Source organism: Sphingomonas alpina, from assembly GCF_014490665.1.
Lineage (GTDB): Bacteria > Pseudomonadota > Alphaproteobacteria > Sphingomonadales > Sphingomonadaceae > Sphingomonas > Sphingomonas alpina.
Genome location: NZ_CP061038.1, coordinates 2402941 through 2418509, shown reverse-complemented (window position 1 = coordinate 2418509; position 15569 = coordinate 2402941). Strand labels below are relative to the sequence as shown.

13 protein-coding genes, 1 tRNA gene and 1 pseudogene are annotated in these 15569 nt (G+C 63.6%); 8 read left to right on the top strand and 7 right to left on the bottom strand.

Annotation, left to right across the window (positions count from 1 at the left end):
- The first annotated feature begins 2 nt into the window (after positions 1 to 2).
- Genes H3Z74_RS11145 through H3Z74_RS11135 form a run of 3 tightly spaced genes read left to right on the top strand, consistent with a single transcriptional unit; the run spans position 3 to position 3092 of the window.
- On the top strand, positions 3 to 665 hold the full coding sequence (locus H3Z74_RS11145) for a TetR/AcrR family transcriptional regulator (protein ID WP_187763936.1): 663 nt from the start codon (positions 3 to 5) through the stop codon (positions 663 to 665).
- Entirely contained in the window at positions 662 to 1939 is a 1278-nt protein-coding gene (locus H3Z74_RS11140) for a D-arabinono-1,4-lactone oxidase (RefSeq protein ID WP_187763935.1), read from the top strand. Before H3Z74_RS11145 ends, H3Z74_RS11140 begins: the two co-directional genes overlap by 4 nt.
- A gap of 16 nt (positions 1940 to 1955) precedes the next feature.
- The gene (locus H3Z74_RS11135) at positions 1956 to 3092 is read left to right on the top strand and encodes a DSD1 family PLP-dependent enzyme (protein WP_187763934.1); all 1137 of its coding nucleotides are present in this window, start codon (positions 1956 to 1958) and stop codon (positions 3090 to 3092) included.
- A 146-nt stretch (positions 3093 to 3238) separates the two neighbouring features.
- Here the strand turns inward: H3Z74_RS11135 and H3Z74_RS11130 are convergent, their stop codons facing one another.
- The 3 genes from H3Z74_RS11130 to H3Z74_RS11120 form a co-directional block, all read right to left on the bottom strand.
- Positions 3239 to 4774 (bottom strand): ABC1 kinase family protein, encoded by a 1536-nt coding sequence (locus H3Z74_RS11130; protein ID WP_187763933.1) that lies wholly within the window; start codon positions 4772 to 4774, stop codon positions 3239 to 3241.
- Between the two features lie 157 nt (positions 4775 to 4931).
- On the bottom strand, positions 4932 to 5528 hold the full coding sequence (locus H3Z74_RS11125; protein ID WP_229727029.1) for a hypothetical protein: 597 nt from the start codon (positions 5526 to 5528) through the stop codon (positions 4932 to 4934).
- A gap of 333 nt (positions 5529 to 5861) precedes the next feature.
- Positions 5862 to 6278 (bottom strand): hypothetical protein, encoded by a 417-nt coding sequence (locus tag H3Z74_RS11120; protein ID WP_187763932.1) that lies wholly within the window; start codon positions 6276 to 6278, stop codon positions 5862 to 5864.
- 241 nt (positions 6279 to 6519) lie between these two features.
- Here H3Z74_RS11120 and H3Z74_RS11115 point away from each other — a divergent pair, with 241 nt between their 5' ends.
- Positions 6520 to 6951, top strand: a complete 432-nt coding sequence (locus H3Z74_RS11115) for a hypothetical protein (protein ID WP_187763931.1) — start codon at positions 6520 to 6522, stop codon at positions 6949 to 6951.
- A gap of 83 nt (positions 6952 to 7034) precedes the next feature.
- Here H3Z74_RS11115 and H3Z74_RS11110 read toward each other — a convergent pair whose 3' ends face one another.
- Positions 7035 to 7844, bottom strand: coding sequence for an AraC family transcriptional regulator (locus H3Z74_RS11110; protein ID WP_187763930.1), 810 nt, complete (start codon positions 7842 to 7844; stop codon positions 7035 to 7037).
- Between the two features lie 165 nt (positions 7845 to 8009).
- Between H3Z74_RS11110 and H3Z74_RS11105 the strand changes: the two genes are divergently transcribed.
- From H3Z74_RS11105 to H3Z74_RS11090, 4 genes are all read left to right on the top strand, one after another.
- The gene (locus H3Z74_RS11105) at positions 8010 to 9557 is read left to right on the top strand and encodes an FAD-dependent monooxygenase (protein ID WP_229727028.1); all 1548 of its coding nucleotides are present in this window, start codon (positions 8010 to 8012) and stop codon (positions 9555 to 9557) included.
- Between the two features lie 111 nt (positions 9558 to 9668).
- Complete coding sequence (locus H3Z74_RS11100; RefSeq protein ID WP_187763929.1) at positions 9669 to 10073, top strand: hypothetical protein; 405 nt, start codon at positions 9669 to 9671, stop codon at positions 10071 to 10073.
- An 80-nt stretch (positions 10074 to 10153) separates the two neighbouring features.
- Positions 10154 to 12199 (top strand): TonB-dependent receptor, encoded by a 2046-nt coding sequence (locus H3Z74_RS11095; RefSeq protein ID WP_187763928.1) that lies wholly within the window; start codon positions 10154 to 10156, stop codon positions 12197 to 12199.
- A gap of 74 nt (positions 12200 to 12273) precedes the next feature.
- The gene (locus H3Z74_RS11090) at positions 12274 to 12735 is read left to right on the top strand and encodes a Fur family transcriptional regulator (RefSeq protein WP_187763927.1); all 462 of its coding nucleotides are present in this window, start codon (positions 12274 to 12276) and stop codon (positions 12733 to 12735) included.
- A gap of 142 nt (positions 12736 to 12877) precedes the next feature.
- Here the strand turns inward: H3Z74_RS11090 and H3Z74_RS11085 are convergent.
- The 3 genes and pseudogenes from H3Z74_RS11085 to recJ form a co-directional block, all read right to left on the bottom strand.
- Positions 12878 to 12952: transfer RNA gene (locus H3Z74_RS11085), tRNA-Glu, on the bottom strand.
- Positions 12953 to 13006: 54 nt separating this feature from the next.
- Positions 13007 to 13402 (bottom strand): VOC family protein, encoded by a 396-nt coding sequence (locus tag H3Z74_RS11080; protein WP_187763926.1) that lies wholly within the window; start codon positions 13400 to 13402, stop codon positions 13007 to 13009.
- A 23-nt stretch (positions 13403 to 13425) separates the two neighbouring features.
- Positions 13426 to 15190 (bottom strand): annotated as a pseudogene (gene recJ / locus H3Z74_RS11075) (single-stranded-DNA-specific exonuclease RecJ).
- Between the last annotated feature and the right edge of the window lie 379 nt (positions 15191 to 15569).

Sequence of the window (15569 nt, the reverse complement as noted above, 5' to 3'; positions counted from 1 at the left end):
ACATGACGCAACCCGCCGCAGCGGCCTCGACCGATGCCGTTGTCGTACCCAAGGCGCCGCCCAAACAGGCGCGCGCACAGCAAACTCGCGAACATCTGCTCGATGTCGCCGGCGAGTTGCTGGCCGAGATCGGGATGGAACGCATCTCGACCAATCTGATCTGCAACCGCGCCGGCGTGACGCCGCCCGCACTCTATCGCTATTTCGAGGATAAATATGCGGTGATCGAGGCGCTCGGCCGGCGCTTGATGGACCGCCAGAACGAGGTTCTGGTCGCCTGGATGGATCGATATCTGCCGCAAGGCATCGATGCCGTTAACGCCAATATCGAGGAACTACTGCGCGAAACCGCGCGAGTCACCGAATCCGAGCCTGGCGGTGTGTGGATCGAGCGCGCTCTCCACGCCACGCCGAAACTCGCCCATGTGCGCATCGAATCGCACCGCTACGTCACGGATCGCCAGGTCGAGGCCTATGCGCCGTTCTTTCCGCATATTCCGCGGCATGTGCTGTGGCGCCGCATCCGCATGGCGGTCGAATTTGGGTACGTCACCGACGAGATGTTGAGTGAGGAGGACAGCATCTCGCGGGATGACGTCTTTGCCGAGGCGGCACGCATGCTGCGCCTCGTGCTGCACGGCGAAGACAAGGGAGGGTCGGAATGACCGAGTGGCATAACTGGTCGGGCAGCGTTGTGGCGCGACCAGCGAATATCCTTCATCCGGAGACGGAGGAGGAGCTCAGCAGGCTGATCGCGCAGGCAGACAAGGTGCGCGTGGTCGGTGCGGGGCACTCCTTCATGCCGCTGTGCGAGACCGACGGCCTGCTGCTCTGTCTCGACGCGCTGGACGGTAGTATCGACGTCGCGCCGGACGGTCGCAGCGCCTGGGCTCCGGCCGGCTGGAGTCTCGCGCGTCTGACCCGCGCCTTATGGGACAAGGGCTACTCCCTGCCCAATCAAGGCGACGTCAATCCGCAATCGCTTGCCGGGGCGATCTCGACCGGAACGCATGGTACCGGTGCGGAACTCGGCAGTCTCGCGACCTTTGCGCGTGGTTTCCGGCTGGTGCTTGCCGATGGGTCGGTGGTGCAATGTAGCGCGACCGAGCGCCCCGACCTGTTCGAGGCGCAGCGCCTGTCGCTCGGGCTGCTCGGCGTGGTTACGCGGATCTCCATCGATCTCGTGCCCGCTTACCATCTCCAGGAGCGTCTCAGCGTCAAGCCGCTGGCGGAGGTCATGGAACAATGGACCGACCTTGCGGCGCAACAGCGCCATGTCGAATTCTGGATCTTCCCCTATTCCGACAATGTGATCCTGAAGACGCTCGAATTGTGCGACCCCGCGCCCGAGCCGAAGGTAACGTCGGACGTGTCGGAGCGGATCTTCAAAGTCTATTGCGAACTGGCCATGCTCGTGCCGGGAATGACGCCGATCCTGCAACGGACGCTGATGCGGCTGGTCGGGACCGGACGGCGGCGCGGGCCCGCCTATAGCGTATTCCCCTCGGATCGCACGACGCGATTCGAGGAGATGGAATATGAACTGCCTCGCGCTGCCGGCTTCCCCGCGCTGAACGAAGTTATCGCCTGGATCCGCAAGAACCGGCTGCCGGTGACCTTCCCGTTCGAATATCGCCTTGTTGCTGGCGACGATATCTGGCTCAGCCCGTTCAACAACGGGCCGGGAACGTCGGTCTCTATGCATCAATATGCGAAGATGCCGTGGCAGGCGGTGTTTGCCGCGGCCGAGACGATTTTCCGTGCCCATGGCGGGCGCCCGCACTGGGCCAAGCGGCATAATCTGACTGCCCGCGATGTCTATGATCTCTATCCGATGGCGGACCGCTTCAATGCGATCCGGCGCGAGGTTGATCCGGCCGCCAAATTCGCCAATGCGCATCTGACGGCCTTGTTCGGCATCGACCGGCAATCCCCTTGATCTTCAGGACCACTCCATGACCGACCTTCATCTCCACGACGGGCTTATCGATCAGCAGGGTTCGCGTGCCGCACTCAATACGCCGGTGCTGGTCATCGATCGAGACGCGCTCGATCGCAATATCGCGCGAATGGCCGATTTCGCCTCCGCCAAGGGCGTAAAGCTGCGGCCGCATGCCAAGACGCACAAGAGCCTGGATATCGCGCGCCTCCAACTCGCGGCGGGGGCAGTGGGCATTTGCTGCGCCAAGCTGGGCGAGGCCGAAGCGCTGACCGAAAGCGGTGAGATCGGCAATGTGCTGATCACCTCGCCGGTTGTTTCGGCACCGGCGATTGCTCGGCTGAAGACGCTTCACGACCGGATCGCCGATCTGATGGTGGTGGTCGATCACCCCGACAATGTCCGCGCGCTCGCGGCGGTGTTTTCTGCCGATCGGCCGCTCGGCGTGCTGATTGATATCGATCCGGGCATCCGCCGCACCGGTGTCGGCTCGCTCGAAGCCGCACTGGCGTTGGCGAAGGATATCGCGGCGCAGCCCTCGCTCAAATTCAACGGGCTACAATGCTATTGCGGCGTGCATCAGCATATCGCGTCCTACGCCGATCGCCGCACCGCGATCGAAGAGCGCACTGCCTATCTCTCCAGTATTATCGATGCACTTGCGGCGGCCGGTGCGCCGTCCGCGATCGTCAGCGGCGGTGGCACCGGGACGCACCGGATCGATGGCAATCTGGGCGCCTTTACCGAGCTGCAGGTGGGCTCCTATGTCTTCATGGATCGGCAATATGCCGAATGCGACCTGGGTGGTGATGGCGGGCAATTGTATGAAACGGCGTTGGTCGTCGATGCCCGCGTGGTCAGCGCCAACGCGCCCGGCATGGTCACCATCGATGCGGGCTATAAGGCATTCGCCACCGATGGCGGGTCGCCTGTGGTGCTCGCCGGCGCGCCTGAGGGGGCAACCTATCGTTTCATGGGTGATGAACATGGCGCGATCTTTCCCGTAGGGGAGGGGTGTCGTCTTGCCGATGTGGTGAGCCTGCAGGTTCCGCACTGCGATCCGACCGTCAATCTGTACGATGCCTATCATGTGGTCCGCGGGGATACGCTGATCGACATCTGGCCGGTCACGGCACGCGGGCGTTCACGCTAAAGGCTCTCGATGGTTCCTGGAATGCCGCTTGCGCCGGATCGAGAGTGCTGCCGGTGCCGGGCAGAGTGTACGGGGCTCAACGACAGATCAATCGACATAAGCAATCGCAACATTATCAGCGCTGGGTTGTCCTGCACCTCACCTTGTCATCGCAGCCAGGCGGCAATGATCAGTCCAAACCCGATCGCCGCACCTGCCAGCAGGATCGCTCTTCCGATCCATCGTCCGCTTGCGGCAATCGCCTCGGCAACATCCTGCCCGCTCGTGCCGGCGTTCGCCGAACCGCCCTCAAGTTTCTGGACGGCGGCGCGCAGCAGGCGCGGGGCGTCATCGCCGATCCTGGCGAGTTCCCAAAGCACGGCGCCAAGTGCCGGGCCCCAGTTCCCCGGTGACAGGCGGGCGGTAATGATCCGCATATAGGAGCGGCGCATCGCCGCCGAGAGATCGAAGCCGGGCTGGATGCCGGTCAGCACGCCATCGACCGTGACCAGCGCTTTGAAGATCAGCAACAGGTCGGGCGGCATCACCAGCCCCTCCTTGCGCAGCAGCGGCAGGAAATCGGCCACCATCGCGCTGAGGATCAGGCGCTGGCCGCCATGGCGCGCGACAAGCTGTTCCGCCGCGACCAGGATACGTTCGCGCGGCACGCCGCTGTCTTTCGACCAGATCATCAGCGTGTCCGCCAGCGCGGCCGGATCACCGGAGGTCAGCGATTGGACGAAACTCAGAAACTCCTCGCGCCGGCGCGGGCTGACATGGCCGATCATGCCCATGTCGAGCAGGGCAAGGCGATTGCCGGGAAGGCAAAGCAGATTGCCCGGATGCGGATCAGCATGGAAGCGGCCGTTGATCAGCACCATGTCGAGTACCACGTCGGCACTCAGGCCGGCGATCTCGGCCGGGTCGATCCCGGCGGCACGCAGCGTCTCGCCGTCGCGGGGCGGTACGCCATCGATATAGTCCATGACGAGCAGTGTCTCGGAGGTCCATTCCCAATGGATTTCTGGAATGACGAGTCGGTCGTTGCCGGAAAAATCGTCACGCAGCCGGTCGGCATTCCGGCCTTCATTGCTGAAATCCAGCTCTTCCAGCACCGCTTGCGTCAATTGCCTGACCATCGCGACCGGCGCGAAGCGGCGTGCCTCGGCATTGGTGTTCTCTGCGATCACCGCGACCTGAGCGATCAGGCGGAGATCGGCTTCCATGACCGGCCGGATGCCGGGGCGCCGAATCTTGAGCACCACCGGGCGCCCGTCGGCAAGCGTCGCCCGGTGAACCTGCGCCATCGAGGCGGCGGCCAGCGGGGTGGCGTCGAAGCTGGCAAAGGCGGTTTCCGGCGGCTGGCCGAGTGCTGCCTCGACCTCCGCCCGAAGCGTTTCGAAGGGCAGGGTCGGGGCGCGGCTGTGCAGATGCTCAAGCTCCTCGATCCATTGCGGCGGTAGCAGATCGGCACGTGTGGCAAGGATCTGCCCCAGCTTCACGAAGGTCGGGCCAAGCGCCTCCAGCGCGAGCCGGGTGCGATGGGGCAGGGTGTCGGCGTCGATTGCACCCTCGACCTCGCGCGCCTTCGCCTCAAGCCCGAGCCGCACGAGCAGGACATCGAGCCCATAGCGCGTGGCGATGCCGATGATCTCCGCGAGGCGATTGCGATCCCGGGCCGCAACCATGAGTGTCTTGATCATGCGGAGATGGATAGCGGATGAGCAGGGAGGAGGCGAGGCAGGAGCATGGCTCAGCCCGTCATTCTTCCAAAGGGCAGCAGTTTTCGCGCCAGCGTCGCCGCCGCCTTGCCGTTATTGGCGCGCAGCGCCGGCAGGATCGCCACGGCACTGCGCTTCATCAGGATATCGAGGGGGTGGGCGTGGCGGCGCGGGTCGCCGCTTCTGCCAGCTTGCGCGCTTCAGCGACAGCGCTGCTGTCGGAACGTATCCGCATCATCGCCGCCAGTCCTGGAAAGAATGCGCCCTGCCCGCCAAGCGCAACGGCGCGGGCCAGCGCCGCGTCACCTGCCTGCGCCTTGGCGCCCAGCATCGTCCGGGCCATGAAGCCGCCCAACTGGTCGATCGCATCGAGATGCCAGCCGGCAATGACCATTTGCGCCTCGGGATCCCGGGGATCGCGTGCGGCCAATGCTTCGAATATCGCCAGCGAGGCGCGTGCGTCGGACCGGCTTCGCGTGAGCTTGGCGCGGTAACCGATCGCCACGCCGCGCTGAAGCGTCGCCTCATGATCGCCGGGGCGGGCGGCCAATATCCGGTCCGAGTCGGCGATCGCTCGCCCGATCAGCGCCAGGGCCTTGGCCTTGTCGGTGGTCTGAAAGGCCGCCACGGACAATAATTCGCGCGGTGTCTCCGCCAGGGCCATGACGGGTGCGACTGCGAGCATCGCTGCGACACAGGCAATGACGGGGCGCGATATGGCCATGGTGATCGGCATGTAGAGCTCCTGGATGGCCTGGCAGTTGCGCGTGCCTGGTGATGAAATGCGCCTGCACGATGATGGCAGACTGCCTGCCCTGCCTAGTGGCTTTCGTTATCAGATGCGATGTCGGTGTTTGTCGATCGCGCTCGCAGGAGGTGATCGAGGACACCGGGGGTAATGCTGGAGCGCATCGTTGCGCTGTTCGGCAATTCGACCCCTTGCTCCGCCGGGCCAATGGGGCAACGCCTTGAAAACGCGTTTGCCTGACGGTTTTATCCTGAGCTTGCTGTTATCGGGAGCGGGACAACCCGGCGGCCGCCATGTCCAGGCGCGGGGCGCTGTTCAACGTTATGCCGGACGGGGCGGTGAGGGGAATGGCATGACGACATTTGCCGCCTCGCTCGCGACCGACAGCAGCATGATCCGCATCGACCGCAGTGCGATCCGCATCATTTTGGCCAGGTCCGGGTGGAATTGGTCGGCCGGTGGCACCGCGTCGTCATCTTCCAGCATGTCGAGCAGATGGCGTTCGTCGAGCGTGAAGGCGACATCCGAGGGACCGCCGGCTTGAAAGCGCCGCTCGAACCGGGCCTCGAACAGCATCATCACACTGTCGAGCACTGGTGCCAGAAGGCCGGCCCCCAAGGCTTCGAGCCGCTGATACAAGCTGACCTGCACCGGGTCCCCGGTATCGCGCGCGATACGCCAGCTCCGTGCGCCTTCGATGATGGTCCAGACGGCGGAGGGGGCGGGGGCGAAACGCATGGGGGTGCCTTCTCAACTGTCCCCTTCGCCTGACTCGCTTTTTGCGACTTATTCGCAAGCGATAGACGCGCTCTGTGACATCTGCAAGGCAGAATGCGGCGGTTTTCCGCCAAAATCTTATGGAATTGTGCAGGGTGCGGAGGATCGTCCGGTGCCCGCTGAAAAAGCAATTGCTTCCGATCGACAGCCTCCCCCACAATTCGCTAAACTTGCGGAGTTTGGCGGCGAGGAGGGTTCGCGGATGGCGGCTGACGAGATCGAGATCGGCAAGGTGCTGGATGAGCTTTACGACACCGTGTCCGGACCCGCCGGCCCACGCGACTGGTCGCGGCAAAAGGCGACCTTCCACGAGGACAGCCGGCAGATGCGCACCTGGATCGACGCCGACGGCAAGCCGGCGATCAAGATCATGGATCCGGAGGCTTACGCCGCCGACACGACCCCATTCTTTGCCGAGAATGATTTCTACGAGATCGAAACCGCGCGGCGGATCAACATCTTCGGCAACATCGCCCATGTGTGGAGCATCTACGAGGCGCGGCGCGCGCTTGATGCCGGCGATCTGGATCGGCGCGGCATCAACTCGATCCAGCTCTACAAGGACGAAAATGGTTGGCGTGTCATCAGCATGATCTGGGACAATGAACGTCCAGGCGTGACCGCCAGCCTGTAACGCCAGCCTATAACGCCATCCCATAACGAAGGTGCTTCGCCGCAGGCTGTCCTCGTCGCCAGTCCTTCGGCCAAGGCATTCCATCATCGGACGGTGTGCCGTTCGGCCATGTAGCGTCCTGGCGACACGCCGATCGCCTTGCGAAACATGGTCACGAAGCTGGGCAGGCTTTCATAGCCGAGATCGCTTGCCACTTGCTTGATCGAAGCACCCCCGGCCAACCATTTTACAGCGAGCATGACGCCGAGTTGCTGACGCCAGCGGCTGAAACTCATACCCGTCTCACGCGCGATCAGTCGCGCCAGGCTACGCTCGCTCAACCCCGCGCGCCCTGCCCAGACGTCCATCGTTCCTCGATCCGCCGGACAGTCGATCATCAACTCGACGATCCTGCGGAGGCGCTGGTCGGATGGCATCGGCAGGTGGAGATCCTCCGCCCGCGCCGACGCGATCTCGTCGAGCAGGACCATCACCAGCCGGGACTCCGCGCCACCCTCTTCATAAAGCGGAGGCAGCCTTGCCGAGCGGATCAGAAGCTCGCGCAGCAGCGGCGAAACCGAGACGGCGCAGCAGAGCTTGGGCAAGCGCGCGCAGAAATCCGGATCGACAAAGGCGTTATAGCCTTCCAGTGCTCCGGTCGTTTTGACGGCATGCAGCGCACCACCGGGGATCCAGATGGCGCTGCGTGGCGGTACGATCCACAGCCCTTCTTCGACCTCGCAACTGAGCGCTCCTTGCTGCACCAGCAGGAACTGGCCCTTTCGGTGACGATGGAAGTCGATTTCGATCTTGCGAACTTCCGCGATCGCGATGCCGACCGTTACGATCGGGCGGTGTATTTCATCCGGATCGAACCGGTCGGTCCCGGCGGATGGATCGCTTAAAATCGGCATGCTTGCCTCTGCCTCGGGGCATTGTTTTGGCGGAAATGAATAATATTCTGTCGGAACTTCGGAATGACGCCACCGGCGTTTGCCCTTATTCTCGTTGCACAAGCCAGTCGAGCCCGTTTGGATGCCGACACCATATGTCGGGCCGGGACACTGGAGGAATTTGCCTTGATCTATGATGTGGTGATTGCCGGTGCCGGCCCCGTCGGCTTGTTTCTTGCCTGTGAGCTGCGCCTTGCAGGGCTCTCCGTGCTGGTGCTGGAGCAGGCCGATGACCCGCGCTCTCCCCTCAAGCGCCTTCCGTTCGGCATGCGCGGTCTTTCCGCGCCCACCATTGAGGCCTTTTATCGTCGCGGGCTGTTGAAGGACATCGCCGCGCCGCAAGCCGTAAAACGCGAGGCCGAGGGCCGCAACGCTGCGAATGCCGCGCACTGGATGCAGCAGTCACGCCGCCCGGGCGGCCATTTCGCCGGGATCCAATTCTATCTGGATAGTATCGACACGTCGAAATGGCCGTATCGCCTGCCCGGTCCGGCCGGCACCAGCTTGGCGGTCGAGATGGAGCATTTCGAATCCGTCCTCGCCGCTCGTGCAATCGCGATGGGTGTGGAGGTCCGGCGTGGCCTCGGTCTCGATGGCTTCGACCCGTCGGAAAAGGACGTGACCGTTCGGGCCGGCGGCGAGGTTTTTCGTGGACAATGGCTCGTCGGTTGCGACGGTGGGCGAAGCACGGTGCGCAAGGCCGGCGGCTTTGAGTTTGTCGGCACCGATCCCGAATTCACCGGCTATTCCGTTCAAATCGAAATGGCGGACCCCGACCAGCTCAAGCCGGGGCGCCACTACACCCCGACGGGCATGTATACATACCAAAAGCCCGGCATCATCGCGATGGTCGATTTCGACGGGGGTGCGTATCACCGGACCCAGCCGATCACGGTCGATCATATTCAGGCGGTGCTGCGCCATATCTCCTGCACCGATGTGACGGTGACCGCCCTTGAGCTTGCGACGACCTGGACGGATCGCGCCTTTCACGCGACAGCGTATCGTCGGGGGCGAGTGCTCCTCGCGGGCGATGCCGCGCACATCCATTCTCCCTTGGGTGGCCAGGGCCTCAATCTCGGCCTTGGCGACGCGATGAATCTGGGGTGGAAGCTGGCGTCCACCATCCGCGGCGATGCGCCGGATGGGCTGCTTGAAAGCTATACCTGCGAGCGGCATCCGGTGGGCGCGCAGATTCTCGACTGGTCGCGCGCGCAGGTCGCGCTCATGCGGCCAAGCCCGGGTACGCGTGCACTTGAAGCCATCCTTCGTGATCTGATCGACACGCGCGATGGCGCGACCTATTTCGCCGAACGCGTATGGGGTGTTTCGCTCCGCTACGATCTTGGCGGCGACCATCCGCTGGTGGGGCGCAGTGTTCCCGACTTCGAACTGGTCAATGGGACGAGACTGGGTGAGCAACTCGGGGAAGGGAAAGGCCTGCTCCTCGACTTCGACGCCCGTCCCCCGCTTCAAATGCTGGCGAGCCGCTGGGGTGGTCGGATTACCTATATCGCAAGCGACGTCAGGGATCGCCTGGGCATCAGCGCAGTGCTCGTACGCCCCGATGGCGTGGTTGCCTGGGCCGGTGAGGCGGCTCCAGATCCTGAGGAAGCGGCCGAGGCAGCGTCGCGGTGGTTCGGCAGGCCCGGCGGGCCCCATGGGGCTGGTTGAGCCGAACGGCGCCAATCGAATTTGATGCGATACAAGTCGAGCGTTGACCGGCAAGATGTTACAACATATCTTGACTGTAGCGAAATGACTGTCACGTTCCACTGAATGCGAATGCACCGGCCATTTCGGCTAACCACCCCGCACCGACGCAGTGCGTCCAATGGGCGGGGCGACTGGCTGCGCATGGTCTGGCTCACCGCGTTGCTGGTCGCCCTGTCGTGGCAAAGCGTTGTCCTGCAGTCGCATGTCCACGCGCCCGTAGCGCCCTCGTTTGGGTTCACCGAACAGGCAGGGCATTCCTCCGGCGAACATCGGTCTCCGCTTGCGCCGGACAATTGCCCGCTCTGCGACGAAATCGATGCCGCCGGCGTTTATACGCTCGGCGCGTCGATCATCCTGGTCGAGCCGGTCGCTCATGCTTTCTGGTACGGCGCCGAGGAAAAGCCGCAATCGATCGATGGTGAGCCAGCCCATCATTGGCGCAGTCGTGCACCACCTCTCCAGCCTTTGATCTGATTTCGACGGGACCCTTGAGGTCCCTCGCACCGGATGCCGGCCTCGGCCGGCGTCCGCAAAGGTTCATGGAGTTTTTCAAAATGCGAAACGTATTTCTGACGGGCGCGGCGCTTGCCGCGCTCCTGCCCGCCTGTGCCCAGGCGCAGACCGATCCTCAGGCTTCGACCACTCCGCCGTCTGGTGCTGAGGCGCGGGGCCGCCCCGAGCCAGCAGCGAACAAGGGCGACATCATCATCACCGCATCGCCCTTTGCCGTATCACGCGACGACACGGCCGCCATTGCAGTCAAGGTCGACCGCAACGAGATCCTGGCAGCGGGGGGTTCCAGTCTTGCCGATTCGCTGGCGAGCGTGCCCGGCATTTCCGCGACCGGCTTCGCCGCCGGCGCGTCGCGCCCGATCATCCGCGGCATGGACGCGACCCGGGTGCGCATCCTGGAAAACGGCGTCAGCAGTTCCGACGTGTCGGACATCGGCCCCGATCACGGCATGCCGATCGACCCCCTGTCGGCGCAGAGTATCGAGGTCGTACGCGGTGCCGGGACCTTGCGCTATGGCAGCCAGGCGATTGGCGGCGTGGTCAACGCGATCAACAATCGCGTGCCGACCTTGCTGCCGACCGAGGCGCTGTCGGGCGAATTGAACGGAAGCTTCGGAACCGCCGCCAATACCGCGGAAACCTCCGGCCTGGCGGATGCGAAGCTCGGCAACTTCGTGCTGCACGCCGATGGCTTTTATCGCCATGCCGATGACTACGACACGCCGCTGGGCACACAGGCCAACTCCTTCTTCCGCGGTCATGGCGGGGCGCTTGGCGGATCCTATTTCTTCGGGCCGGAATCGAAAAGCCGGATTGGCGTGGCGGTCACGCAATATGACGCCAAATACGGCATCCCCAGCGACACGACCTATATCGACATGCGCCAGACCAAGATTCTGGGCCGCGCGTCGTTCGACCTGGGGTCGGGCGTGCTTCACACGCTCAACATCGATACGAGCTATGCAAATTATAAGCATGACGAGGACGATCCCGACGGCACGATCGAGGCGACCTTCAAGAACAAGGAACTGGATGGCCGTGCCGAATTGCTGTTCGGGCCGATCGGCCCGCTGAGCAACACCGCGCTGGGCGTCGAGGTGCAGCGTCGCAAATTCCAGGCGCTGGGGGCGGACAGAAGCTATCTGTTCCCAACCACGACGCAGAGCGAAGCGGCGTTCCTGTTCACCGAAATGCCGCTGTCAGATGCCCTCAAGCTGCAGGCGAGCGGCCGGGTCGAACATATCCATGCCGACGGCACGCCGGCATCGAACATCTTCACCAGTTCGGAATTCACGCCGGTCAGCGGCGCGATCGGCGCGCTGTATTCGCCGGCCCAGGCGGTCAAGTTCGGCCTGACTTTTTCAAGCACTGGCCGAGCCCCGGCAATCACCGAACTGTTCGCGCGCGGCGGGCATGACGGTCCTGACACGTTCGAGACCGGCGATCCCCGCCTCAGGATCGAGCGGGCCAATTCGCTCGAAGGTTCGGTCCGCGTGAACAGCGGCCGGTTCAAATTCGAAGGCAGCGTCTACAGCACCTGGTTCAAAAACTATATCTACGGCAATCTGACGGGCCGTACCTGCGATGACGATGGCGTGTGCAGCCTGGATCCCGATGGCGAACTGAAAGAGCTCAACTATCTTCAGCAGGGTGCGCATTTCCGCGGACTGGAGGGCATTGCCTCCTATCAATTGCTGAAGACCGAAAGCGGCGGGCTCGAGGTCAAGGCGCAGGGCGATTATGTTCGTGCAACGCTGGACGACGGCAGCAACGTGCCGCGCATCCCGCCCTATCGCTATGGCGGTGGACTCTCCTGGACCAGCAGCAAGCTCGACGCCGGCTTCCTGTTCCTGCACTCGGCGCGGCAGGATAATTTCGGGGCGTTCGATACGTCCACGCCCGGCTTCAACTCGCTCAATGCACAGGTCGCGCTGCATCCGTTCAAGGACCATCCCGGGATCGAGTTCGCGGTGGTGGGACAGAATCTGACCAACGATGTGCAGCGGGACGCTGCCGCGCTCAACAAGGATGTGGTGGTCATGCCGGGGCGGAACATCCGTTTCGTCCTGCGCCTCGCGACCTTCTGATCCGAATAGCCGCCGTCACTCGCCTGCGCGAATGACGGCGGCTTGTCGTGAGGACATAGCACGGAGCGTTGAACATGAACGCAATCCGACGGGGCGCAAGCGCGTTGGCGCGCGCATCGGTACGACGCACGCCCTCCTATCCGGCGTCGCTTCTGGCGAAGGATATCGTCAACCGACTGACGCAATCCGGCGTGCCGCTCAGCGCCTATGATCTGGCCACCGAACTCAGTGTCGATGGTCGCCGCATGTTTGTCGTCTCGATCTATCGGGCGCTTGCCAGGCTGTGCCTGGATCGCGTGATCGAGCGAGTCGAAATGACCTCCCGCTACCGCATCAAGGACGTCGATCGCGCCGTGCTGATGACGTGCACCGAATGCGGGCAAACCTTTGCGATACCGGCCGGTGCGGAACACGAAGCGCTCGAACATGCCCTGACCGGCGCCGGTTTCGTGACGAGCAAGCTCGCACTTGAGGCGGCAGGCACGTGCCTGGCTTGCCGGGACGATCAGGGCTGCAACTTGCTCAAGACCGCGTAGAGATGCGGGAGGCGTCGGTGACCGGGGCAAAATCCGAAGACATATTTCGGCGCAGATGGGGTGGAGGAGTCGCTCAAGCCTGCGTCATCTGCGCTTTGCCTGGCGCGAGCCAAATTTCATAAAATGAATTCAAGCATTTGCTTGGTGACCCCTACGGGAATCGAACCCGTGCTTCAGCCGTGAAAGGGCCGCGTCCTAACCGCTAGACGAAGGGGCCGTACCCGCGAGCGGGATGAGCAGGTGACGCGCCTAGGGAAATGGTGCGCGCGGGTCAAGCCGCTGTGTCGTCATATTTACGATGACACACCGCCTGAAGCTTGTTTCCATCGGGATCGCGCACATAGGCGCCATAATAATTGGCATGATAATGCGGCCTGAGACCCGGTATTCCCTCATCGCTGCCGCCGTTCGTCAACGCGGCGGCATGGAATGCATCGACTGCCGCACGATCGGGCGCAAGGAGGGCGGTATGCGGTCCGTTGCCGGGATGTGGAGCACCCCCATCGAACGGCGCTCCGATAAAAAGCTTCGGTCCCGCCAATTCGCCAAAGACGAGCCCTTGGTCGAGTTGAAATGGCTGGCCGATACCAAGGGCTGTCATCACCGGTTCGTAAAAGGCGCGCGAACGATCGATGTCGCTGCTGCCAAGGGTGATATGGCTGAACACGCCTCTCTCCTCAATCCGTCCCTTCAATCCGCCCATGCTGCGTCGTCGAGATGGAGTTCGGCGGCCGGGCGCGACCCCCAGTCATCGATCCGGGCACGTCCGGCGAGCCATAACTTGCGGTGCGGCGGGGCGCCAAGCAGGGCGAGTCCAAGCGCGGTATCGGCCTGCCGGAACGCGACGGTCTTGATCGTGCGCCCGTCATCGCCTGCGACCACCGCACGGACATGGCCGTTGCCGACGATATCCGCTTTGATGATGCGCACCGGTCCGGCCACCACCCGGGGCTGGGGCCAGCCCATGCCGTACGGCCCGCCCAGATCCATCGCCTCGACCAGCGCGGGGGTGATGCCGCCCGGCGCGAGCAACGCATCGAGCAACAGGGCGCGGTCGCCGATCGACCGCGTAACGGCATCGGCAAGGCGCGATTCGAGGAAATCGCCGAACGCGTCGAGCCGACCTGCGTCGATGGTCAGCCCTGCCGCCATGGCATGGCCGCCGCCGGCGACGAGCAGGCCGCTGTCCTTTGCCGACAGCACCGCGGCACCAAGGTCGACACCGGAGATCGAGCGGCCCGATCCCTTGCCCACGCCATGCTCGTCGATCGCAATGACGATCGCCGGGCGGCCATATTTCTCCTTCAGCCGGCCCGCGACGATCCCGATCACGCCAGGGTGCCAGCCATGACCGGCGACGACGATCACGGCCTGGTTGCTCTTGGTCAGCGCCAGCGCCTCGGCGCCCTCCTGTACCAGCGCCTCGATCGCGCGGCGCTCCTCGTTCAGCCGGTCGAGCTCTGCGGCGATATCGGCCGCTTCCTGCGGATCGCGCGTGGTCAGCAGGCGTACGCCGAGATCGGATTTTCCGACGCGGCCGCCGGCATTGATTCGTGGTCCCAGTGCGAACCCGAGATCGGTCGCGGTCGGCGCGCGCGTCAGGCGCGAGGCGGAGATCAGCGCGTTGAGCCCGATATTGCGCCGTTGCGCCATCACCTTCAGGCCTTGTGCGACGAACGCGCGATTGAGGCCCTTCAGTTGCGCGACATCGGCAACGGTGCCGAGCGCGACGATATCGAGCAGGTCGAGCAGGCGCGGCGGCTCACGTCGCTCGAAATAGCCGCGTCCCTTCAGCGTGCGGATCAGCGCTGCGCCAAGCAGGAAGGCGACACCGACCGCGGCGAGGTGACCATGCGCCGCACCCTCGGTCTCGTCGAGCCGGTTGGGGTTCACCAGCGCATGGGCATGGGGCAGGGCAAGCGCGCATTTGTGATGATCGACCACGATCACATCGACCCCGGCGACACGCGCCTGTTCGAGCGCGTCGAATGCCTGTGCGCCGCAATCGACCGTGACGATCAGGCTCGCGCCCTCGGCCTTCAGCCGCACCAGCGCTTCGCCCGACGGGCCATAGCCCTCCATCAGCCGGTCGGGGATATAGGGTTTCGCTTCAAGTCCCAGATCGCGCAGCAACAGGATCATCAGCGCGGCGGACGTTGCGCCGTCGACATCGTAATCGCCGAAGATCGTCACCGCCTCTTGCGACTGCACGGCATCGGCCAGCCGCTCGGCTGCCTTGTCCATGTCATGGAAGATCGACGGATCAGGCATGAAGCCGCGAATGCTGGGCGACCGGTGCGCCTCCAGTTCTTCGCGAGGACAGCCACGCGCCAGCAGCAATTGCGTGACCAGGTCGTCGGGCGCGAGATCCCGGATCGCGCGTGTCGGTTGCCAGCGCGCGCCAGCGCCAGGGCTGGCCGAGGATCGAGCGGGTAATGTTGAGAACAGTGCTCATTGGGGCGACGCGACGGGAATGATCTGAAAAAGCTGCATCGGCTCACACTGGCATATTTGCGCCACGCTGGCACGATTTGTTCTGCGGACGGATCGCGCTGCGTCGATATCGCCACGGCATAATTCCCGATTCAATGCGAACTGCCGATCGTGCCAGGATGAGGCCGGAGATGGTGTTCACGCGCCGTCCGGCTCTTTCTCATCGTTGTAAATCATGATCGCGATCGACCCCTGTTCCGGCAGAAATCGACCGCTGTTCCACCCCTGTTATTCAATAACAGGGGTCGATGGCCCCAAGTTATTGAAATATTGGTGTAAATACCTCGGAAAAATCCAACATAACAGGGGTGAAACAGGAGCGATTTTTTTAAAGGCGAATA

Bases quoted from the DNA above. Each gene is read 5' to 3' on its own strand.
- H3Z74_RS11100 (WP_187763929.1), top strand. From the start codon at position 9,669: ATGCACCGGCCATTTCGGCTAACCACCCCGCACCGACGCAGTGCGTCC.
- H3Z74_RS11120 (WP_187763932.1), bottom strand. From the start codon at position 6,278: ATGCGTTTCGCCCCCGCCCCCTCCGCCGTCTGGACCATCATCGAAGGC.
- H3Z74_RS11145 (WP_187763936.1), top strand. From the start codon at position 3: ATGACGCAACCCGCCGCAGCGGCCTCGACCGATGCCGTTGTCGTACCC.
- H3Z74_RS11115 (WP_187763931.1), top strand. From the start codon at position 6,520: ATGGCGGCTGACGAGATCGAGATCGGCAAGGTGCTGGATGAGCTTTAC.
- H3Z74_RS11125 (WP_229727029.1), bottom strand. From the start codon at position 5,528: ATGCCGATCACCATGGCCATATCGCGCCCCGTCATTGCCTGTGTCGCA.
- H3Z74_RS11140 (WP_187763935.1), top strand. From the start codon at position 662: ATGACCGAGTGGCATAACTGGTCGGGCAGCGTTGTGGCGCGACCAGCG.
- H3Z74_RS11110 (WP_187763930.1), bottom strand. From the start codon at position 7,844: ATGCCGATTTTAAGCGATCCATCCGCCGGGACCGACCGGTTCGATCCG.
- H3Z74_RS11135 (WP_187763934.1), top strand. From the start codon at position 1,956: ATGACCGACCTTCATCTCCACGACGGGCTTATCGATCAGCAGGGTTCG.
- H3Z74_RS11130 (WP_187763933.1), bottom strand. From the start codon at position 4,774: ATGATCAAGACACTCATGGTTGCGGCCCGGGATCGCAATCGCCTCGCG.
- H3Z74_RS11090 (WP_187763927.1), top strand. From the start codon at position 12,274: ATGAACGCAATCCGACGGGGCGCAAGCGCGTTGGCGCGCGCATCGGTA.
- H3Z74_RS11095 (WP_187763928.1), top strand. From the start codon at position 10,154: ATGCGAAACGTATTTCTGACGGGCGCGGCGCTTGCCGCGCTCCTGCCC.